Origin of the sequence: Janthinobacterium sp. SUN128, from assembly GCF_030587275.1 — a bacterium.
Classification (GTDB): domain Bacteria; phylum Pseudomonadota; class Gammaproteobacteria; order Burkholderiales; family Burkholderiaceae_D; genus Janthinobacterium; species Janthinobacterium lividum.
In genome coordinates, this window is record NZ_JAPWHY010000001.1 from 1,270,943 (window position 1) to 1,292,753 (window position 21,811).

Consider the following 21,811-nt stretch of genomic DNA (forward strand, 5'->3'; position numbering starts at 1 on the left):
GTGCCGCCTGCCCAATCCGGCGTCCACCAGGAGGTGGGCAGCCTGTATCACGAACATCACCGCTGGCTGCAAGGCTGGCTCAGGCACAAGCTGGGCAATGCGTTTGACGCGGCCGACGTGGCGCACGACACCTTCATGCGCCTGCTCAATCGCGACGAGACCATCGCCGCGCGCGAGCCGCGTGCCTTTTTGACGACGGTGGCCAAGGGCGTGCTGGGCAATCTGTACCGCCGGCGCGACCTGGAAGCGGCCTACCTGGAAACCCTGGCCAGCCTGCCGGCGCAATGCGCGCCCGACCCGGAGGCGCAGGCGATCCTGCTCGAAGCCCTGTTCGACATCGACCGCCGCCTCGATGGCCTGGCGCCTGCCGTGCGCCGCGCCTTTCTGCTGTCGCAGCTCGATGGCATGCCGCAGGCGGCCATCGCGCTGGAGCTGCATGTCTCGCTGGCCACCGTGCAGCGCTACCTGGTCAAAGCCATGCACCAGTGCTTCTTTTCCCCGCTGGCGCCGTGATGGGTGCCCTCACGCCGGAAGCGGCCAGCTTGCAGGCTGTCGAATGGCTGGTGCGCCTGCAGGCCGGTAACGCCACGCCCGAAGTCGAGCAGGCCTGGCGCGTCTGGCGCGACAGCGACCCGGAAAACGAGCAAGCCTGGCAGCACGTGGAAGGCTGCATGGCGCGCATGCGTGCCTTGCCCGCGCCGTTGGCGCACGGCACGCTGGCCCGCAAGCCGCGGCACGCGCAAGCGAATGCGGCGCGGCGTCAGTCGCTCAAGCTGCTGGCGCTGCTGGCCGTGGGCGGCGGCGCCTGGCTGGCTGGCGGCGATGAGCAGGCGCGCTTCTGGCTGGCCGATTACCGCACGGGCACGGGCGAATTGCGCCACATCGTGCTGACAGACGGCACGCGCATCGCCCTCAACACGGCCACCTCCATCGACGTGCGTTTCGATGCGGGCCAGCGCCTGGTGACGGTACTCAAAGGCGAGATCATGGTCACGACCGCGCACGATGCGGCTGGCCGGCCCTTTTTCGTGCGCACGGGCCAGGGCCGCTTGCAACCCGTGGGCACGCGCTTTGCCGTGCGAGCCGGCAGCGAAGCCACGCGCCTGGGCGTGTTCGCGGGCGCTGTCGACATCGTGCCGGAACAAGCGCCCGATGCGGCGCGCAGGCTGCAGGCGGGCGAACAAGCGACTTTCACGGCGGGCAGCGTTGGCTCCATCGAGCTTCTGCCTGCCGGCGCCGATGCGTGGATGGCCGGCATGCTGGTGGCGCACGACATGCCGCTGGCCGATTTTGTCGGCGAGCTGGCACGCTACCGCCATGGGCGCCTGGCCTGCGATCCGGCCGTCGCCCACCTGCGCGTCTCGGGCATCTATCCGCTGGCCGACACGACGCAAGTGCTGGACATGCTGACGCGTACCTTGCCCGTCGACGTGCGCCAGAGCACGCGCTTCTGGGTGAGCGTGGTGCCGCATCGGAAGCATCCATGATTATTTTCTGAAAATGTGAGGGTTTTTCGATTTTCGCGTGACATAGCGGGTGAGCCCCTCATTCACTTTCAGGAAAACAGTACGCATGCCCAGCACAACACCTACTTACCCATCTTCCGCTTCCCGCACATGCCGCCGCAGCGTGGCGGCGCTGGCCGTCAGCCACGCCCTGTGGCTGCTCGCCGCCGGCGGCGCATTGGCCGCCGCACCTATTGCCCAGGCAGCCAATGGGGCGCGCATCGAACTGGCGATACCCGGAGGCACCCTGGAACAGGTGCTGGTGCGCTTCGGTCAGCAGACGGGCACCATGATTTCCTACCAGGCCGCCACCGTGGCCGGCAAGCGCAGCGCCGGACTGACGGGCAGCTATAGCGTGCCCGAGGCGCTGGGCGCCATCGTCGCCGGCTCGGGCCTGCGCGCCGTGCCTCAGGCAAATGGCGGCTATGTGCTCGACGTGGCAGCGGCCGAGGGAGGCCAGACCATGCCCGAGATGAAGGTCAGCGCCAGCTTTGATGCGAATGGCGCGACGGAAGGCAGCGGCTCGTATACGACGCAGACCATGCGCTCGGCCACGCGCCTGGGCCTGTCCGTGCGCGAGACGCCGCAAGCCGTCAGCGTGGTCACGCGCCGGCAGATGGATGACCAGAACCTGCAAACGGTGGAAGAGGTGCTGCAAAACGCGGCCGGCGTGGCCATCAACCGCTACGACAGCGACCGTACCTCGTTCTTCGCGCGCGGCTTTTCCATCGCTAGCTATCAGTACGACGGCATTCCCACCACGGTCGACAATGCGTTCAGCGTGGGCGACAGCACCCTGGACATGACGGCCTATGACCGGGTCGAAATCGTGCGCGGCGCCACGGGCCTGCTCACTGGCGCGGGCGAACCGTCGGCCACCATCAACCTGGTGCGCAAGCGCGCGTCATCGAAGCAGATGGCCGGGAATGCCGCCCTGAGCCTGGGTTCCTGGCGCAATGCGCGCGCCAGCGCCGACCTCTCCACGCCCTTGAGCAGCGATGGCAAGGTGCGTGGCCGTGTCGTCGCCAGCTATCAGGACAGCGAATCGTATGTGCACCTGTATCACGGCAAGAAAGCCATGGCCTATGCCACCGTGGAAGCGGACCTGGCGCCCGGCAGCGTGCTGATCGCCGGCTATGAATACCAGGACAACCGCCCGCGCGGCGGCATGTATGGCGGCTTGCCGCTGTGGTATGCGGATGGCGAACGGGCCACCTTGCCCCGTTCCGCCACCACGGCGACCACCTGGAGCCGCTGGTTCAGCACCAGCCAGACGGCGTTCTTGCGCCTGGAGCAGGACTTGGGCAAGGGCTGGAACCTGACGGCCATGCTGAATCATGGCTGGGGCAATTATTCGGCGGCCGAGCTTTTCGCCAATACCTGGCCGGACAAGGCCACGGGCCAGGGCGTGACGGGCTACACCGGGTTTTACTCGGGCACGCGGCGCCAGGATAGCGTCGACGCCTATGTGCAGGGGCCGGTGCAGCTGCTGGGGCGCACGCACGACCTGGCGTTTGGCGTCTCGGGCAGCAACCAGTTCTCCAGCAACCCGGGCATCTCGGGTGGCAGCGTCGATTACGGCAATTTCCATCAATGGCAGGGCGTGACGCCGGAGCCGGACTGGAACGACCCGAATTTCTCGCGCTGGCAGCTGCTCGACACGGTGCAGCAGCGCGGCATCTATGGCACGGCGCGCTTTTCGCTGGCCGATCCCTTGAAACTGATCGTCGGTGCGCGCTACAGCCGCTACAAGGCGGACCACGTCGATGACTGGGGCGGCAGCTACGCCTATGCCAAGCATGCCGTCACGCCCTACGCGGGCCTGGTGTGGGATATCGACGCGCAGCATGCGCTGTACACCAGCTACAGCAAGATCTTCAAGCCGCAGGGCTACCAGGACCGGTTCGGCCGCTACCTCGATCCCGTACAGGGAAAGAATCTGGAAGCGGGCGTGAAGGGCGAGTATTTCGGCGGCCGATTGAACGCGGCGCTGGCCGTGTTCCGCATCGCGCAAGATGGCCTGGCGCAGGAAGATACGGGCCATTTTGTCGGCAATTCGCTGACGCAGGCGTATTTCGCGGCATCGGGCACCACCAGCAAGGGCGTGGAGCTGGATGTGTCGGGCGAGCTGGCGCAGGGCTGGAACGTCTCGGCCAGCGTGTCGCATGCGGCGGCCGAGGACAATACCGGCGCGCGCCTGAACAGCTATGTGCCGCAGACCCTGGCGCGCGTGTTTTCCACGTATCAGCTGCATGGTGGCTGGCGCGCATTGTCCGTGGGCGGTGGCGTGAACTGGCAGAGCGGCGCCTACCGCGACGCCACCGGACCGAAGGGCACAGAGCGCGTGGAGCAGGGCGGCTATGCCGTGGCCAGCCTGATGGCGAAGTACGCGCTGTCGCGCCAGTTGTCGCTGCAGGCGAACGTCAACAACCTGTTCGACAAGCGTTACTACAGCCAGCTTGGCATGTATAACCAGGCTTACTGGGGCGCGCCGCGCAACGCCAGCGTCACCCTGCGCTACATCTTCTGATGCATCAGAGCGGCCAGGCCTGCTTGGTGACGGCCACCGCGACGATGTAGGCGAATACCAGCACGGCGAGCGCGAAGGCGGCGCCGCGCACGGCCGGCGTCTTGCCGCGTTTCAGCGCGATGGTGCCCAGCACGATGTAAGCCACAAGCGCGCACAGCTTGGCGGCCAGCCACGGCTGGCTGCCCGGCGACTGGCCGCTCCACACGGCCAGCGTGACGGCACTGGCCAGCAAGGCCGTGTCGACCAGGTGCGGCAGGATTTTTACCCAGCGCTGCTGCAAGGCGGGCGAGGCGCGCAGCATCCAGGCACCGCGCAAGAGGAAAAGAAAGCCGCTGGCGGCGGCGCATCCCATGTGGAAATGCTTGAGGCTCAGATAATCCATGCGTGATGTGGTGGGCGTTGATTGATGGTGGCGCCAGCATAGCCGCCTTTGGCGCGCCGCGCCATACGCCGTCGGGATGAGGCGCGATCAGCGGCACCATTTCACGTACACCAGCTCCGGGTCTCCCTCGTCGAGATGGTCGATCTGGCCGCTGCGCACGAAGCCCGCGCTGGCGAACAGCCGTTGCGCGTCCAGGTTGGACTGGTTCGTCGAGGTGAACAGCTTGGCTGTCTGGCACGCGGCTTCGGCGGCGGCCAGCAGGCGCAAGCCCACGCCGCGCCGCTGCTGTCCGGGAGCGACCATCACCAGCGAGACGAAGCCGTAGCCGAAGAAGTCGTCGTGCGTGAGGACATAGCCGGCAACCTGGCCAGCCCGGATGGCCACCTGGCAGTGCCCCTTGCCGACGGCGGCGCGCACGGCATCGCCCCGGCTGGCGTGCACCTGCGCATACGCGTCGCAGGCCAGCATGGCTGCCACATCGTCAGCCTGGGCCACGCGGGTGATGACCGGATCTGTTTCGTGCATGTCGTGTTTGTTCTGCATGCCGCTCCTTTTTCTCCAGGCGCCGAGTGTGCCAAAAATACCTGCGTTTGTAAAACACCCGCCATCCAGGCTAGGTCCATGCTCCGCCATCTAGTCACTTTTGCCGATACGGCTATCCAGATTGCCTTTCCAGAATCACCCTGTGGCCGATAGTGCCTTTCCCCTCTGCCACGTAAGCTGGTCGGGACGGCTGGCCAGACGGCCAGTGCATTCATGGAGAAACATCGTGGCTACCCTAGATGGCACTAAGAACAACAGTAATAACAAGGCAGTCGAACCTGGCATGCGGCGCAAGCAGGCGTCCGTGCTGATCAGCAGCACCTTCGCGTTTACCATCTGCTTTGCAGTCTGGATGATGTTTGCCGTACTGGGCATCCCCATCAAGACCAGCCTGGGCTTGACTGAAACACAATTCGGCCTGCTGGCCGCCATGCCCGTGCTGACGGGCTCCCTCGTGCGCGTGCCGCTGGGCATCTGGACGGACAAATACGGCGGACGCCGCGTCTTCTTCTGGCTGATGCTGGCCAGCGTGGTGCCGATCTACCTGATTTCCTACGCCACCGCCTACTGGCATTTCCTCGTGCTGGGCATGTTCGTCGGCCTGGCGGGCGGTTCGTTTTCCGTCGGCACGCCCTACGTGGCGCGCTGGTATGAAAAGGAGCGCCGCGGCCTGGCGATGGGCATCTTCGGCGCCGGCAACTCCGGTTCCGCGCTGACCAAGTTCGTCGCGCCCGGCATCGTCGCCGCCTTCGGCTGGCAAATGCTGCCCAAGGTGTATGCGGTGGCCATGCTGGCTACGGCCATCATCTTCTGGCTGTTTTCGTACACGGACAAATCGCATCTGGCGCCATCGGGCGAGAGCTTTTCGGCGCAGATGAAGGTGCTGAAGGATCCCCGCGTGTGGCGCTACTGCCAGTACTACTCGGTGGTGTTTGGCGGCTATGTGGCGCTGGCGCTGTGGATGACGAAGTACTACGTGGCCGAATACGGCTTCGACCTGAAACACGCGGCGCTGCTGGCCGCGTGCTTCTCGCTGCCGGGCGGCGTGCTGCGCGCCGTGGGCGGCTGGATCTCCGACAAATACGGTGCGGCGAAAGTCACCTGGGCCGTGATGTGGGTGTGCTGGGTGTGCTTCTTCCTGCTGTCGTATCCGCAAACGCAGATGGTCGTGGAAACCGTCACGGGTCCGCTGGCTTTCCATATCGGCCTGTCGCCGCTGTGGTTCACCGTGCTGCTGTTCATCGTCGGCATCGCCATGGCCGTGGGCAAGGCGTCCGTCTTCAAGTTCATCGGCGATGATTTTTCCGACAATATCGGCGCCGTCTCGGGCGTGGTCGGCCTGGCCGGCGGCCTCGGTGGCTTCATCCTGCCCGTGATGTTCGGCGCCCTGGTGGACTTCACCGGCGTGCGTTCGAGCTCCTTCATGCTCCTGTACGGCACCGTCTGCGTTTCCCTCGTCTGGATGCATTTCTCATTCAAGCCGCTGCGCGCGGCGACTATCAATCAACCTGCAGGAGCTAAAGCATGAGCCGCTACATGATCAATACGTGGGAGCCGGAAACCCCGAGCTTCTGGCAAAACACGGGCAAGGCCACGGCCGCGCGCAATCTGTGGATCTCGATTCCCGCGCTGCTGCTGGCATTCGCCGTGTGGATGGTGTGGAGCGTGGTGGTGGTCAACCTGCCCAACATCGGCTTCACCTACAGTAACAACCAGCTGTTCTGGCTGACGGCCTTGCCGGGCCTGTCCGGCGCCACCTTGCGCATCTTTTATTCGTTCATGGTGCCGATCTTCGGCGGCCGCCGCTGGACGGCCATTTCCACTGGCTCGCTCCTGATTCCCGCCATCGGTATCGGCCTGGCCGTGCAGGATGTGAACACGGGCTATCCGACCATGCTGATCCTGGCGCTGCTGTGCGGCTTCGGCGGCGGCAATTTCGCCTCGTCGATGGCCAATATCAGCTTTTTCTACCCGAAGGCGAGCAAGGGCTTCGCGCTGGGCATGAATGCGGGCCTGGGCAACCTGGGTGTGTCGGTGGTGCAGTTCGTCGTGCCGCTGGTGATCACCTTTGCCGTCTTCGGCGCCTGGGGCGGCGATTCGCTCACCTGGGTGAAAAATGGCGTGAGCAAGGACATGTGGCTGCAAAACGCGGGCTTCATCTGGGTGCCGTTCATCGCCTTGAGCACCTTGCTGGCCTGGTTCGGCATGAATGACCTGGCGTCGGCGAAGGCTTCGTTTTCCGAGCAGGCCGTGATCTTCAAGCGCAAGCACAACTGGCTCATGTGCTGGCTGTACACGGGCACCTTCGGCTCCTTCATCGGTTATTCGGCCGCCTTTCCGCTGCTGATCAAGATCCAGTTCCCCGACGTGAATCCGCTCGATTATGCCTTCCTCGGCCCCCTGGTCGGTGCGCTGGCGCGCGTGGCCGGCGGCGTGATTTCCGATAAATTGGGCGGCGCCCGCGTCACCCTGTGGTCGTTCCTGCTGATGATCGGCGCCGTGCTGGGCGTGCTGTACTTCATGCCGCAAGCGGGCGTGGGTGGCAGCTTCAATGGTTTCTTCTGGATGTTCATGCTGCTGTTCGCCGGCACGGGCGTTGGCAATGCGTCGACCTTCCGCATGATCCCCGTGATCTTTTTGACGGAGCACCAGCGCGCGGCCGCCGGCAAGGGCAAGGCGGAGCAGGAGCAAGCCATCGTCGACGCCAACAAGGAAGGCGCGGCCGTCCTGGGCTTTACGTCGGCCGTGGCCGCGTATGGCGCCTTCTTCATCCCGAAAAGCTATGGCACCTCGATTGCGCTGACGGGCAGCCCCGACGCGGCCTTGTGGTGCTTCATCGGCTTTTATGTGAGCTGCATCGCCATCACCTGGTGGTGCTATGCGCGCAAGAATGCGCCGATGCCTTGCTAGTTGGCGTCAGAACGCCTGGCAAGTCCTGCTTGCCGGGCGCTGTATAAAGTATTCGAGGTAGTCATGGAAGAACTGGAAAAATTTGTCAACGGCTTCAGCCTGTTTCAGCAGCAGTATTTCAGCGAGCCGCAAACCTTGTACGACAGCCTGCGCGACGGGCAGCGGCCTTCGACCTTGCTGATCGGCTGCTGCGATTCGCGCGTCGATCCCATGCTGCTGACGGGCAGCGACCCGGGCGACATGTTCGTCGTGCGTAATATCGCCAACCTGGTGCCACCGTGCACGCCCGACGCGCCGCCCGGCGTCAGCTCGGCCATCGAGTTCGCCGTCTGCAAGCTGGAAGTGGCCAGGGTCATCGTGCTCGGACATGCGCGCTGCGGCGGCATCCGCGCGCTGCTGGAACCGCAGCCGCGAGCGGAAGGCCAGGAAACGGACTTTGTGGGACAGTGGATGCGCATCGCCGAACCGGTGGCGCAAAGGGTGCGGCGCGAGCTGGCGCACCGCTCGTCGGCGGAACAGCACCACGCGTGCGAGCTGGCCAGCATCCTGCAGTCGCTGGACAACCTGCTCACCTACCCGTGGCTGAAGCGGCGAGTGGAGCAGGGGGTGTTGAAGCTGCATGGATGGTATTTCGACATCGGCAGCGGGGCCCTGATGGCATATTCGGCGCGCCAGCAGCAGTTTTTGCCCCTGGTCTGCCCGATCGAACGGGCGCGTCATCTGCACGAGCGCCCTTGGCCGGATTCAGCTAAAACGTAACAAATCCCCGCTGCGGTCAAACGCCAGCAGGCTGTCGATGCGGCCTTGCTCGATGGCCGTCACCATGGCGCGCAGGGGCGCCTCGCATTCCTGCGCCGCGGGCGGCTGGCCGTCCTGGCCCGCCAGTCCCGCCACGAAGACCACGTCCCAGTGCGTCTGCATCTGTTTCGACTCCTCTTTCAATGTCTCGAAGCTGTCCAGTTCCTCGGGCAGCTTGTCGGCGCACATCACGGGCGTGAGGGACTTGCCCTGGCCGCCAGGCTGGGCCTGCGCCTGGGTAAAGGTGAACAGCAGGCGTTGCGGCTGCTCCTGGTTGCGGGCGCTGCGCAGCAGGCTGGCGTAATCGGTAATCGGCATGGTGCTCTTTCTCTGGGTTGAACGATGACGACAGGTATACCGCAGCGCCGCCTTGCCGCCCATAGGCAATAGTGACTATCCGGGTGACTACGCGCCTATGCATTCCTGGTGCCGGAAACCGACTTCTTGCCAATACCGCCGGGCACGGCACATCGATAGACTGTTTGTATCGACGCTTGAGCCATCCTGCTTGCAGCGTTTTTTAAGACCTGGCGCCGCTGTCCGCGGCGCAATGTGGAGGTAGCATGAGTCACTTTCTGGACCGCCTGAAATTTTTTAGCAAGCCCGCCGAGCCGTTTTCAAACGGCCATGGCACCGTGGTCGATGAAGACCGTACCTGGGAAAACGCCTACCGCCAGCGCTGGCAGCACGACAAGATCGTGCGCTCCACGCATGGCGTGAACTGCACCGGTTCATGCAGCTGGAAGGTATACGTCAAGAATGGCCTGATCACCTGGGAAACCCAGCAAACCGATTATCCGCGCACGCGGCCCGACCTGCCGAACCACGAACCGCGCGGCTGCCCGCGCGGCGCCAGCTATTCCTGGTACGTGTATTCGGCGCAGCGCGTGAAATACCCGATGGTGCGCGGCCGTCTGATGGAAATGTGGCGCGAAGCGCGCAAGACCATGGACCCCGTCACGGCCTGGGACTGGATCAGCCAGGACCCCGTGCGCTCGCAGCAGTACAAGTCCATCCGCGGCCTGGGCGGCTTCGTGCGCGCCACCTGGGACGAATCGAATGAAATCATCGCCGCCGCGAATGCGCTGACGATCAAGAAATACGGCCCGGACCGCGTTGTCGGCTTTTCGCCGATTCCCGCCATGTCCATGGTCAGCTATGCTTCCGGCACGCGCTACCTGTCGCTGATCGGCGGCGTGGCCCTGAGCTTCTATGACTGGTACTGCGACTTGCCGCCAGCCAGCCCGCAAGTGTGGGGCGAACAGACGGACGTGCCGGAATCGGCCGACTGGTACAACTCGACCTATCTGATGGTGTGGGGCTCGAACGTGCCGATGACGCGCACGCCCGACGCCCACTTCTACACGGAAGTGCGCTACAAGGGCACGAAAACCGTGGCCATCTCGCCCGACTACGGCGAAATGGTGAAGTTCGGCGACATCTGGCTGGCGCCGAAGCAGGGCACGGATGCCGCGCTGGCACTGGCCATGGGCCACGTCATCCTCAAGGAATTCCACTCGGAAGGGCAGAGCGCCTACTTCCGCGACTATGCGCGCCAGTACACGGACTTCCCCATGCTGGTGCTGCTCAAGGAGCATAACGGCACCCTGGTGCCCGACTACTTCCTGCGCGCTTCGCACCTGGACAACAACCTCGACGAAACCAACAATCCGGAATGGAAAACCCTCGTCATCGATGAAACCACGGGCGCCATCACGGCACCGGCAGGCTCCATCGGCTTCCGCTGGGGCGAATCGGGCAAGTGGAACCTGGAGCAAAAAGCGGGCGGCAGCGGCGAGCCTATCGTGCCGATGCTCTCCATGATCAACGACAGCGACGCCGTCACGGAAGTGGGTTTCGCCTACTTCGGCGGCAAGGATGCGTCGGACATGTTGCTGCGCAAGGTGCCGGTGAAAACCATCCGCCTGGCCGACGGCACCACGGGCCTCGTCACCACCGTGTTCGACCTGACGCTGGCCAACTACGGCATCGACCGTGGCCTCGGCGGCGAAAACGTGGCGGAAAGCTATGACGACGACGTGCCGTACACCCCCGCATGGCAGGAGAAGCACACGGGCGTGAAGCGCGCCGACGTCATCACCGTGGCGCGCCAGTTCGCGGAAAACGCGGACCAGACGCGCGGCAAGAGCATGGTCATCGTGGGCGCCGGCCTGAATCACTGGTACCACATGGACATGACGTACCGCGGCATCATCAACATGCTGATGATGTGCGGCTGTATCGGCCAGTCGGGCGGCGGCTGGGCCCATTACGTGGGCCAGGAAAAACTGCGTCCGCAAACGGGCTGGACGCCTTTGGCCTTCGCCCAGGACTGGGTGCGTCCGATGCGCCAGATGAACGGCACCTCGTTCTTCTATGCCCACACGAGCCAGTGGCGCCATGAAAAGCTGGAAACGGGCGACATCGCCTCGCCATCGGCGGCCGGCGGCACGGGCGACCTGACCCTGCTCGACTACAACGCCAAGGCGGAACGCATGGGCTGGCTGCCATCGGCGCCGCAGCTGCAGACCAATCCGCTGGAAGTGGCCAAGGCCGCCAAGGCGGCAGGGCAGGCGCCGGCCGCATATGCGCTCGACCAGATCAAGGCGGGCCAGCTGCAGTTCTCGTGCGACGACCCGGACAACCCGGCCAACTTCCCGCGCAATATGTTCGTCTGGCGCTCGAATATCCTGGGCAGCTCCGGCAAGGGCCACGAGTACTTCCTGAAATACCTGCTCGGCACGCAGAACGGCTTGCTCAGCGACGAAGACGACTGCATCACGCCGAAGCAGGTGAAAGTGCGCCCGGCCGCCGAAGGCAAGCTCGATCTGCTGGTGGTGCTGGACTTCCGCATGTCGACCACCTGCCTGTATGGCGACGTGGTGCTGCCGACGGCCACCTGGTACGAAAAGGATGATCTGAATACGTCGGACATGCATCCGTTCATCCACCCGCTGTCGGAAGCCGTGCAGCCCTTGTGGCAATCGAAGTCGGACTGGGAAATCTACAAGGGCATCGCCGAGAAATTCTCGGAAATCGGCGGCGAGCTGCTGGGCACCCAGCAAGACATCATCCTCACGCCGCTGATGCACGACACCCCGGGCGAACTGGGCCAGCCTTTCGATCCCAAGGATTGGCGCGCCGGCGAATGCGATGCCATTCCCGGCAAGACCATGCCGAACATGACGGTGGTCGAGCGCAATTACCGCGACGTGTACAAGAAGTTCACCTCGATCGGCCCGCTGCTGGAAACCATCGGTAACGGCGGCAAGGGCATTTCCTGGAAAACGGGGCATGAAGTCGAGGTACTGCGCGGCGTCAACCGCACGGTGCTCGAAGAAGGCGTCTCCAAGGGCCAGCCGCGCCTCGATACGGCCATCGACGCGGCCGAGATGATTTTGTCGCTGGCGCCGGAAACGAATGGCCACGTGGCCGTCAAGGCCTGGGCTGCGCTGTCCGCCATCACGGGACGCGAGCATACGCACCTGGCGCTGCCGCGCGAGCATGACAGCATCCGCTTCCGCGACGTGCAGGCGCAGCCGCGCAAGATCATTTCCTCGCCCACCTGGTCGGGCCTGGAAAGCGAGGAAGTCAGCTACACGGCCGGCTATACCAACGTGCATGAACTGATCCCCTGGCGCACCCTGACGGGCCGCCAGCAGTTCTACCAGGATCACCTGTGGATGCGCGATTTCGGCGAAGGGCTGTGCGTGTACAAGCCGGCCATCAACACGAAGACGACGGAAGCGCTGCTGGGCACCAAGCCGAACGGCAACAAGGAACTGGCGCTGAACTTTTTGACGCCGCACCAGAAGTGGGGCATCCACTCCACGTATTCGGACAACCTGCGCATGCTGACCCTGTCGCGCGGCGGACCGCACGTGTGGCTGTCGGAGACCGACGCGAAGACGGCCGGCATCGTCGACAACGACTGGATCGAAGTGTTCAACGTGAACGGCAGCCTGACGGCGCGCGCCATCGTCAGCCAGCGCATCCCGGCCGGCATGACGATGATGTACCACGCCCAGGAAAAGATCATCAACGTGCCTGGCGCGGAGATGACGGGCAAGCGGGGCGGCATCCATAACTCGGTGACGCGGGCCGTGCCCAAGCCGACGCACATGATCGGCGGCTACGCCCAGCTGGCGTACGGCTTCAATTACTACGGCACGGTGGGCTCCAACCGCGATGAATTCGTATTGGTGCGCAAGATGAACAAGGTCGACTGGCTCGAAGGCCCGTTGCAGGAAGAAGGAGCATAGTATGAAAATCAGAGCGCAAATCGGCATGGTGCTGAACCTGGACAAGTGCATCGGCTGCCACACCTGTTCCGTCACCTGCAAGAACGTATGGACCAGCCGCGACGGCGTCGAGTACGCATGGTTCAACAACGTGGAAACCAAGCCGGGCATCGGCTATCCGAAGCAGTGGGAAAACCAGGACAAGTGGAATGGCGGCTGGCGCCGCACGGACGCGGGCAAGATCGAGCCGCGCCAGGGCAGCCGTCTGAAAATCCTGGCCAACATCTTCGCCAACCCGAACCTGCCGGCCATCGACGAGTATTACGAGCCGTTCACCTACGACTACGAGCACCTGCAAAGCGCGCCGCTGTCGCAGACGCCGCCGACGGCCCGTCCGATCTCCGTGCTGACGGGGAAAAAGATGGAAAAAATAGAGTGGGGTCCGAATTGGGAAGATGACCTGGGCGGCGAATTCGCCCAGCGCAGCAAAGATAAACTGTTCGACAACATGCAGAAGGAGATGTACGGCACGTTCGAAAACACCTTCATGATGTACTTGCCGCGCCTGTGCGAGCATTGCCTGAACCCGACGTGCGTGGCGTCTTGCCCCTCCGGCTCCGTGTACAAGCGCGAAGACGACGGCATCGTGCTGATCGACCAGGACAAGTGCCGCGGCTGGCGCATGTGCATCTCCGGTTGCCCGTACAAGAAGATTTACTACAATTGGTCGTCCGGCAAGGCGGAGAAGTGCACCTTCTGCTTCCCGCGCATCGAAGCGGGCCAGCCGACCGTGTGCTCGGAAACGTGCGTGGGCCGCATCCGCTACCTGGGCGTGCTGCTGTACGACGCCGACAAGATCGAAGCTGCCGCCTCCGTGCCGCAAGAGCAGGACCTGTACCAGGCGCAGCTCGACCTGTTCCTCGACCCGCACGACCCGGCCATCATCGCCGAGGCGCGCCGCCAGGGCATCCCGGACCTTTGGCTGGAAGCGGCCGTCAAGTCGCCCGTCTACAAGATGGCCGTCGAGTGGAAAGTGGCGTTCCCGCTGCATCCCGAGTACCGCACCTTGCCGATGGTGTGGTACGTGCCGCCCCTGTCGCCGATCCAGGCGGCCGTCGAATCGGGCAAGCTGGGCGTGAACGGCATGCTGCCGGATACGCAAAGCCTGCGCATACCCGTGCAGTACCTGGCCAATCTGCTGACGGCCGGCGACCAGCCGCCCATCGTCACGGCACTGGACCGCATGCTGGCCATGCGTGCCTACATGCGCAGCAAGACCGTCGAGAAGGTGGAGAACCTCACGGTTCTGAAACAGGTGGGCTTGACCAAGGCGCAGGTGGAGGACATGTACCACATCATGGCCATCGCCAATTACGAAGACCGCTTCGTCATCCCCAGCAGCCACAAGGAAATGGCCGAGGACAGTTTCAACGAGAAGGGTTCGTGCGGCTTCAGCTTCGGCAATGGCTGCTCGGACGGCACCAGCGAGCCGACCTTGTTCGGCAAGAAAAAGCACGGTTCGGCCATCTTCATGCAGATGCCGAAGTCGCGCAAAACGGCGCCAGGCGCTTAAGGAGCTCATATGGAACACGCTATGCATCACTACCAAGTCCTTTCTCGCCTGCTGCTGTATCCCGAGCCAGAGCTGATCGCGCACCTGCCGCAGCTCGGCGCCGCGCTGGCGGCCGTGCCGGAGCAGCACGCGCTGCTGCGGCCCTTGCTGGCGCACCTGGAAAGCAGCAGCCTGATCGACCTGCAGCAGCAGTACGTGGCCACCTTCGACCGCAATCCGTCGCACTCGCTGCACCTGTTCGAGCATATCCACGGCGAATCGCGCGACCGGGGCCAGGCCATGGTCGACCTGATGGAGGAATACAAGCGCCACGGCCTGCAAATGGTGGGCGACGACTTGCCCGACTTCGTGCCCCTGTTCCTGGAGTTTCTGGCACAGCTCGACGAGGAAGTCTCGGCACCGCTGCTGGGCGACGCCGTCCACGTGCTGGCGCACATCGGCCGCAAGCTGACGGCCAACGGCAGCCCGTACGCGCCCGTCTTCACGCTGCTCGAACGCCTGAGCCCCGTGGCGGCAGAAATGCTGGCCGAACCGCCGGTGCGCGACATGGACGAAGCGCTGGAAACCTTCGGTCCCGGTGCGGACGGCGTCGAGCCGTTGCTGCGCCAAGCGCCGGGCGGCGTCCATCCCGTGCATTTTCACCCGCAGCCGCGGAGCGCCGCTTGAATCGCGTCCGCATGAGGAGAGTACATCATGAGTAATTACTTGCATCAATTTGTGTATGGCATTTATCCATACATCGCGCTGGCCATCTTTTTCCTGGGTAGCCTGATCCGTTTCGACCGCGAGCAATATACGTGGAAGTCCGATTCCAGCCAGCTGCTGCACCGCGGCAGCCTGCGCCTGGGCAATATCCTGTTCCACATCGGCATCATCGGCCTGCTGTTCGGCCATGCGGCCGGCTTGCTGACCCCTGTCTGGGTATGGGATACCCTGGGCGTGTCGCATAGCCTGAAGCAGGGCGTGGCCATGGCGGCCGGCGGCGTGATGGGCGGCCTGTGCCTGGTCGGCATCCTGATCCTGCTGGCGCGCCGCTTCGGCAATGAACGGCTGCGCGCCGTCACCACGGCCGGCGACAAGCTGGTGATGGTGTGGATCTTGCTGACCTTGCTGCTGGGCCTGTCGTCGATCTTCGTCTCGGCTTCGCACATGGATGGCCACATGATGGTCTTGCTGATGAACTGGGCGCAGCACATCGTGACCTTCCGCGGCGACGCGGCCAGCTTCATCGTCGATGCGCCGCTGGTGTTCAAGCTGCACCTGTTCATGGGCATGTCGCTGTTCGTCATCTTCCCGTTCACCCGCCTGGTGCACGTGTGGAGCGGCTTTGGCGCCATTGGATATCTGGGTCGCGCCTATCAACTGGTGCGCCGCCGCTAAGAAAGGAGCTACATCATGGGAATCTCCGTTAATGGCATCGATATCGACGATGCCGACATCGCGCAGGAATTGCCGCATCACGACGGCGCCGGCAATCCGCTGAAACAGGCCGTGCATGAACTGGTGCTGCGCCGGCTCCTGCTCGACGAGGCCGAACGCCTGGGCGTGCAGGGTGGCAGTACTGACGACCGCATCGAAGCGCTGTTTGCGCAGGAAGTGCGCGTGCCGCCCGCCGACGATGCGGCTTGCCGCACCTTTTATGCGCAGCGCCCGCAGCTGTTCAGTAGCGGGGCGCTGGTCGAGGCGCGCCACATCCTGTTCCAGGTGACGCCCGAGGCGCCGCTGGAGCTGCTGCGCACGACGGCGCAAGCCGTGCTCGATGCCTTGAAACTGGCGCCCGAGCGCTTCGGCGAACTGGCGGCGCAGTATTCGAACTGCCCGTCCGGCGCCCTGGGGGGCAACCTGGGCCAGCTGTCGCCGGGCCAGAGCGTGCCGGAATTCGACGCGCTGCTGTTCCGTCTGGAAGAGGGCGCGCTGGCCGGCCATTTGCTGGAAACGCGCTTCGGCTACCACATCGTGCAAGTACTGCGCCGGGTCGAAGGCCAGGCCATCGCCTACGAGGCGGTGCAGGCGCAGATCGCCGACCGCCTGTCGCGCGCCGCGTGGCAGCGCGCCGTGCACCAGTACCTGCACTTGCTGGTGGGGCGCGCCGAGATCGCCGGTGTCGAACTGGAAGGCACAGCCAGTCCGCTGGTTCAGTAGGCTGAAAGGCGTAGTCCGAAAGGCGTAGGCCGCTAGGCCTTCTGGGGCACAGCCAGATCGTGCCCCAGCCTTTACAATCAAGAAAGAAACAGGAGTAGCGTCATGGGTAGCGTCAAGTTGCAGGACCGTTTTGGCCGTTCGATCGATTATGTGCGGCTGTCCGTTACCGACCGTTGCGATTTGCGCTGCAGTTACTGCATGCCCAAGGGCTTTCGCGGCTTCGAGGAACCGAAGGACTGGCTGACGTTCGACGAGATCGAGCGCCTGCTGGGCATCTTCGTTCGCCTCGGCACGCGCCGCGTGCGCCTGACGGGCGGCGAGCCCCTGTTGCGGCGCAACCTGCCGGAACTGGCGCAGCGGCTGACGGCGCTGCCTGGCCTGCAGGACCTGTCGCTGTCGACGAATGCCACCCAATTGGGCAAGCATGCCGTGGCCTTGCGCGCGGCGGGCGTGGACCGCATCAACGTCAGCCTGGATTCGCTGGACCGCGCCTGCATGCAGCAGATCACGGGGCGCGACAGCCTGCAACCGATTCTGGATGGCCTGATGGCGGGCAAGGCGGCCGGTTTCGACCCGATCAAGATCAATATGGTGGCCATGCGCGGCATCAATGACGGCCAGATCGAGGCCATGGCGGCGTTCTGCATCGAGCAGCAGTTCATCCTGCGCCTGATCGAAGCCATGCCCATGGGCAGCACGGGCCGCAATGCCTGCTACATGCCGCTGGGCCCCGTGCGCGAGCGCCTGGCGGCCCGCTTTGGCCTGGTGCCGCAGGCGATGGAGCTCGGTGGCGGGCCGGCGCGCTACCTGGCGACAGCCGACGGGCGCTCGAGCATCGGCTTCATCACGCCCATGTCGCAGCATTTTTGCGCCACCTGCAACCGCGTGCGCCTGTCCGTCGATGGTACCCTGTACCTGTGCCTGGGCCAGGAAGAGAAATTCGCCTTCGGCCCCATGCTGCGCGGCGGGGCCACGGATGCGGAGATCGAAGCGGCGATCCGCGCCGCCATCGAACTCAAGCCGCAGCAGCATGATTTTAATACGCAGCCCGATAAAATCATCCGGTTCATGGCACAGACGGGCGGCTGAGGCAGTTTGCATTTACATTCAAGGGCGGTATGAAATTCAAGGCGATGTTTTCCTCCTGGCAGAAGCTGTCGACCAAGATCGTCGGCGCGCTGCTGCTCATGCTGGTGCTGGCCTTGAGCGCCATCGGTTGCACCCTGTTCCTGTCGTGGCAGCTGGAAGGCAGTTCGGCCGCCATCAACGAGACGGGCCGGCTGCGCATGCAGACCTACCGCCTGACTCTGCTGCTTGCCAGCGACGCCCGCGAACAGGCGCGCCAGCAGGCGATGCTGATCGACGAGACCCTGGCCAAGATCGGCCACGGCGACCCGCAGCGCCCCTTGTTCCTGCCTCCCAGCACGGCCATCAAGTCGGAATTCGAGCGCATCGGCGTTGCCTGGCGCGGCGCCCTGCGTCCGTCCGCGCTGGCCGCCGATTCCACCGCGCGCGCGCGCCAGTTCGAGCATGACGCCGATACCTTCGTGGGGCAGGTCGATCAATTGGTGCGCCTGATCGAGCACGATAGCGAACAGCGCACCTTCTGGCTGCGCGCCTCGCAGCTGATCCTCGTCGGCATGGCCGTCATCGGTACGGTCAGCATGATCTACCTGATGTTCATGCTGATCATCGAACCGGTGACGCGGCTGCGCCTTGGCATGCAGCGCATGAAGGAGCGCGATTTCAGCGTGCGCCTGGCAGTGGAAAGCAATGACGAATTCGGCCAGCTGGCCAGTGGCTTCAACCAGATGGCCGACCGCCTGCAGGCGCTGTACGGCAACCTGGAAGAGGGCGTGCGCAGCAAGACGGCCACCCTCGAATACCGCAACCGCGAACTGGCGCTGCTGTACGAAAGCGCCGCCTTTTTGCAGCGCCCGCAGCCCCTGGAAGACATTTGCGGCGGCTTCATGCAGCGCATCGTCGACTATTTCGAAGCCGATGGCTCCACCGTGCGCGTGCTCGACGCCGAGCGGGGCAACCTGCACATGGTGGTGCACACGGGCCTGTCCGAGGAACTGGTGGCGTCCGAGCATTGCCTGAAGGTGGGCGACTGCCTATGCGGCACGGCCGTCGAGATGAAGGTGGCGAAGGTGCACGACATGCGCCGCATCGACAAGGCGCACGAGCTGCGCTGCCACCGCGAAGGCTTTGCCACCGTCTCCGTCTTCCATATCCACGCGCATGAACAGCACCTGGGCTTTTTCAACCTGCATTTCCGCCATGCGCGCGTGTTTTCCGCGCGCGAGCTGGCCTTGCTGGAAACCCTGGGCCAGCTGCTGGGCATCGCGCTGGAAAACCTGCGCCTGGCCGCGCGCGAGCGCGAAATGGCCATTTCCGAAGAGCGCAACCTGGTGGCGCAAGGCCTGCACGACAGCATCGCGCAAAGCCTCAATTTCCTCAACCTGCAAGTGCAGATGCTTGACGACTCCGTGCGCAACGCCCGTTTCGACGAGGTGGCGGGCATCGTGCCGGCCCTGCATGCGGGCGTGAAGGAAAGCTACGAGGATGTGCGCGAGCTGCTGGCGAACTTCCGCAGCCGCCTGATGGAGGATGACCTGATCGGCTCCCTGCGCGCGGCGGTGGACAAATTCCGCCGCCAGACGGGCATCGAGGCCGATCTGCTGGCCGACGTCGACGGCGCGCCATTCCCCCGCGAGCAGCAATTGCAGTTATTATTCATCGTGCAGGAAGCGCTGTCGAACATCCGCAAGCACGCCCAGGCCAGCCACGTCGAGGTGCGCCTCGCCGATCACCAGGACTTTACCTTGACGATCAGCGATAATGGCGTCGGCTTCGATGCTGCCGCCGTGCTGGAAAAGGGCGACAGCCATGTCGGCATCCATATCATGCGCGAGCGCGCACAGCGCATCGACGCCACGTTCGACGTGCATGCCTGTCCCGGCGGCGGCACGACCGTCGAACTGCACCTGTCGCGCGAACAGCGCCGCGCCGCCTAAGCCACTATCTGAAAGTACAAAAAAATGGAGACTCCCGATAAACCGATCACCGTCATGCTGGTGGACGACCACGCGCTGTTCCGCAGCGGCATACGCTCGCTGCTGCAGCGGCATACGGATTTTTCCGTCGTGGGCGAGGCTGCCGATGGCGTGGAAGGCATCAAGCGCGCCATCCAGCTGCAGCCCGACGTGGTGCTGCTGGACCTGAACATGGCCGGCATGTCCGGCGTGGAAGCGCTGCAACTGATGCAGCACGACTGCCCCGACACGGCCATCGTCATGCTGACCGTGTCGGAAGACGCGGAAGACCTGGCGACGGCCCTGCGCGCGGGCGCCTGCGGTTACCTGATCAAGAATATCGATGCAGACTACCTGGTGCGCGCCATCCGCCGCGCGGCCGCCGGCGAAGTCGTCATCGCCGAAGCCATGACGGGCAAGCTGGTGGCGCAGCTGCAGGCGGGTACGCGGCGCGAGGAACCCGTGTCGGAACTCGACAAGCTCACGCCGCGCGAAAAGGAAATCATCGATTGCCTGTCGCGCGGCGAGAGCAACAAGGGCATCGCCCGCACCCTCGACCTGGCCGAAAGCACGGTCAAGATCCACGTGCAGAACGTGCTGAAAAAACTCAACCTCACCAGCCGCGTGCAGGCGGCCGTGTATGCGGTCGAGCACCGCCAGGGCAAGTAGCCCGGTAGAAGGGTCTGGCCCGCCGGGCCGGACCCAGGCCCACTGCCATCTATTTCGCTAGTTCTTTTTGCCGATAGCCGTCCTTGTGCTTTTAAAGTAGTATATTGAATATATCTTTAAAAGCGAGCCCATCATGGCCATCACCCCGATCAGCGAACCATCTCCTTCTGCCGCCGCCCCCGGCGCGGCGCCCTGGCATGCCGGCCACGCCGTCTGGCAACTGGGTTTCCGCCCGTTCTACCTGCTGGCGGCCGTGTTTGCGGCCATCAGCATTCCCCTGTGGCTGGCCAGCTATTTCGGTGTGCTTGCGGGCGGCCTGCACGTGGGGCTGGGCTGGCATATGCATGAAATGGTGTTCGGCTTCGCGCTGGCCGTCGTCGTGGGATTTTTGTACACGGCGGGGCGCAACTGGACGGGCTTGCCCACGCCGCATGGCGCGCCGCTGATGGCGCTGGCGGCGTTGTGGCTGGCGGGGCGCGTGGCCATGCTGTGCGGCGCCGGCCTGCTGCCAGCGCTGGTCGACTGGCTGTTCCTGCCGCTGGCCGCCTGGCCCCTGTATCGGGTGCTGCGCCGCTCGGGCAATACGCGCAACCTGTTCCTCGTCGGCTTGCTGGCCTTGCTGGCGCTGGCCAATGGCCTGTTCCACGCGTCCGTGCTGGGTTGGCTGCCGCTGTCGCTGTTTGTGCCCGTGCAGGCGGCCATCTTCATTATCGTGCTGATCGAATCGGTGATCGGCGCGCGCGTCATTCCCATGTTCACCCGCAATGGCGCGCCAGGCAGTACGCCCGTGGCCAGTCCGCAGCGGGCCTTGATCGCCGTGGCCTGCATGGCGGCGGCTGCGATCGCGTGGCTGGCTGGTGCACCGGCCTGGCTGACGGCGCCGCTGGCCCTCTGTGCTGCCGGCGTGTCGCTGGCCAATCTGCTGGCATGGCAGCCACAGCGCACCTTGCGCGTGCCGCTGCTGTGGATCCTGCACCTGTCATATGCGTGGATAGGCATCGGCTTCGCGCTGCTGGCGCTGGCCAGCCTGCACCTGCTGCCGGCCAGCGCCGCGTTTCACGCGCTGACGGTAGGGTCGATGGCGGGCCTGATCATCGGCATGATGACGCGCACCACCCTGGGCCACACGGGCCGCCCGTTGAAAGGCGGCAGGGCGGAAGCGGCGATGTACTGGCTGATCCAGCTGGGCGCGCTGGCGCGCCTGCTGGCCGCCGTCGGCCCCGTTTCGCTCTCCATGCCGCTGCTGCTGGCGGCCGGCGCGTGCTGGTCGCTGGCCTTTGGCCTGTATGCGTGCGTGTATGCGCCGTACCTGTGGCGCGCCAGGGTGGATGGCCGCGAAGGCTAGGCTGGTATCAGGAAGGGCGCCAGGCCAGCAGTTTCCTGATTTCCGGCGTCCAGTAGGACAGCGATTCGCCCACGACGAATAGCAGCAGGCCCAGCATCAAGGCTTTCAGCAGTAAATCCCTGCACCAGATCATGG

General features: G+C 64.5%; 19 protein-coding genes. 15 read left to right on the forward strand and 4 right to left on the reverse strand.

What is annotated here, in order from left to right; translation table 11 throughout:
- The 3 genes from O3297_RS05790 (at position 1) to O3297_RS05800 (ending at position 4,035) form a co-directional block, all read left to right on the forward strand.
- Positions 1-513 carry a sigma-70 family RNA polymerase sigma factor gene (locus tag O3297_RS05790; RefSeq protein ID WP_305048019.1) on the forward strand — a complete coding sequence of 171 codons (513 nt, stop codon included), beginning with the start codon at positions 1-3 and terminating at the stop codon, positions 511-513.
- Positions 513-1,487, forward strand: coding sequence for a FecR domain-containing protein (locus tag O3297_RS05795; RefSeq protein WP_305048020.1), 975 nt, complete (start codon positions 513-515; stop codon positions 1,485-1,487). The genes O3297_RS05790 and O3297_RS05795 overlap by 1 nt, the downstream gene beginning before the upstream one ends.
- Positions 1,488-1,572: 85 nt before the next feature.
- Positions 1,573-4,035 carry a TonB-dependent receptor gene (locus tag O3297_RS05800; protein WP_305048021.1) on the forward strand — a complete coding sequence of 821 codons (2,463 nt, stop codon included), beginning with the start codon at positions 1,573-1,575 and terminating at the stop codon, positions 4,033-4,035.
- Positions 4,036-4,039: 4 nt separating this feature from the next.
- Here O3297_RS05800 and O3297_RS05805 read toward each other — a convergent pair whose 3' ends face one another.
- Both O3297_RS05805 and O3297_RS05810 read right to left on the reverse strand, forming a co-directional pair.
- Positions 4,040-4,417: a SirB2 family protein gene (locus O3297_RS05805; protein WP_034781622.1), complete on the reverse strand. Its 378-nt coding sequence runs from the start codon at positions 4,415-4,417 to the stop codon at positions 4,040-4,042.
- A gap of 87 nt (positions 4,418-4,504) precedes the next feature.
- On the reverse strand, positions 4,505-4,960 hold the full coding sequence (locus O3297_RS05810) for a GNAT family N-acetyltransferase (protein WP_305048022.1): 456 nt from the start codon (positions 4,958-4,960) through the stop codon (positions 4,505-4,507).
- A 283-nt stretch (positions 4,961-5,243) separates the two neighbouring features.
- On the opposite strand from O3297_RS05810, the gene O3297_RS05815 reads away from it, so the two are divergent.
- The 3 genes from O3297_RS05815 to O3297_RS05825 all read left to right on the forward strand — a co-directional run bounded on the left by O3297_RS05815 (position 5,244) and on the right by O3297_RS05825 (position 8,629).
- Entirely contained in the window at positions 5,244-6,488 is a 1,245-nt protein-coding gene (locus O3297_RS05815; protein WP_034781620.1) for a nitrate/nitrite transporter, read from the forward strand.
- Positions 6,485-7,870: a NarK family nitrate/nitrite MFS transporter gene (locus O3297_RS05820; RefSeq protein ID WP_034781619.1), complete on the forward strand. Its 1,386-nt coding sequence runs from the start codon at positions 6,485-6,487 to the stop codon at positions 7,868-7,870. Before O3297_RS05815 ends, O3297_RS05820 begins: the two co-directional genes overlap by 4 nt.
- Before the next feature lie 63 nt (positions 7,871-7,933).
- Positions 7,934-8,629: a carbonic anhydrase gene (locus tag O3297_RS05825; RefSeq protein WP_305048023.1), complete on the forward strand. Its 696-nt coding sequence runs from the start codon at positions 7,934-7,936 to the stop codon at positions 8,627-8,629.
- On the opposite strand, the gene O3297_RS05830 is transcribed toward O3297_RS05825, so the two are convergent.
- Positions 8,615-8,986 (reverse strand): hypothetical protein, encoded by a 372-nt coding sequence (locus O3297_RS05830; protein WP_034781616.1) that lies wholly within the window; start codon positions 8,984-8,986, stop codon positions 8,615-8,617. The two genes, O3297_RS05825 and O3297_RS05830, sit on opposite strands and share 15 nt — an antisense overlap.
- Before the next feature lie 245 nt (positions 8,987-9,231).
- Between O3297_RS05830 and O3297_RS05835 the strand changes: the two genes are divergently transcribed.
- From O3297_RS05835 to O3297_RS05875, 9 genes are all read left to right on the forward strand, one after another.
- Positions 9,232-12,930, forward strand: a complete 3,699-nt coding sequence (locus O3297_RS05835; protein ID WP_070256339.1) for a nitrate reductase subunit alpha — start codon at positions 9,232-9,234, stop codon at positions 12,928-12,930.
- 1 nt (position 12,931) lies between these two features.
- A complete protein-coding gene (narH, locus tag O3297_RS05840; protein ID WP_305048024.1) occupies positions 12,932-14,482 on the forward strand; it encodes a nitrate reductase subunit beta in 1,551 nt (516 codons plus the stop codon).
- Between the two features lie 9 nt (positions 14,483-14,491).
- Positions 14,492-15,148 carry a nitrate reductase molybdenum cofactor assembly chaperone gene (narJ, locus tag O3297_RS05845; RefSeq protein WP_305048025.1) on the forward strand — a complete coding sequence of 219 codons (657 nt, stop codon included), beginning with the start codon at positions 14,492-14,494 and terminating at the stop codon, positions 15,146-15,148.
- 27 nt (positions 15,149-15,175) lie between these two features.
- Entirely contained in the window at positions 15,176-15,862 is a 687-nt protein-coding gene (narI, locus tag O3297_RS05850; protein WP_070256335.1) for a respiratory nitrate reductase subunit gamma, read from the forward strand.
- 15 nt (positions 15,863-15,877) lie between these two features.
- Positions 15,878-16,624 carry a peptidylprolyl isomerase gene (locus O3297_RS05855; RefSeq protein WP_034781603.1) on the forward strand — a complete coding sequence of 249 codons (747 nt, stop codon included), beginning with the start codon at positions 15,878-15,880 and terminating at the stop codon, positions 16,622-16,624.
- 102 nt (positions 16,625-16,726) lie between these two features.
- Positions 16,727-17,713 (forward strand): GTP 3',8-cyclase MoaA, encoded by a 987-nt coding sequence (moaA, locus tag O3297_RS05860; RefSeq protein ID WP_305048026.1) that lies wholly within the window; start codon positions 16,727-16,729, stop codon positions 17,711-17,713.
- A gap of 44 nt (positions 17,714-17,757) precedes the next feature.
- Positions 17,758-19,644 (forward strand): type IV pili methyl-accepting chemotaxis transducer N-terminal domain-containing protein, encoded by a 1,887-nt coding sequence (locus O3297_RS05865; RefSeq protein ID WP_306532415.1) that lies wholly within the window; start codon positions 17,758-17,760, stop codon positions 19,642-19,644.
- A gap of 24 nt (positions 19,645-19,668) precedes the next feature.
- Positions 19,669-20,331 carry a response regulator gene (locus O3297_RS05870; protein ID WP_034781594.1) on the forward strand — a complete coding sequence of 221 codons (663 nt, stop codon included), beginning with the start codon at positions 19,669-19,671 and terminating at the stop codon, positions 20,329-20,331.
- Positions 20,332-20,464: 133 nt separating this feature from the next.
- Complete coding sequence (locus O3297_RS05875) at positions 20,465-21,676, forward strand: NnrS family protein (RefSeq protein WP_305048027.1); 1,212 nt, start codon at positions 20,465-20,467, stop codon at positions 21,674-21,676.
- Positions 21,677-21,683: 7 nt separating this feature from the next.
- Here the strand turns inward: O3297_RS05875 and O3297_RS05880 are convergent, their stop codons facing one another.
- On the reverse strand, positions 21,684-21,809 hold the full coding sequence (locus O3297_RS05880; RefSeq protein WP_257219132.1) for a hypothetical protein: 126 nt from the start codon (positions 21,807-21,809) through the stop codon (positions 21,684-21,686).
- Positions 21,810-21,811: the final 2 nt, after the last annotated feature.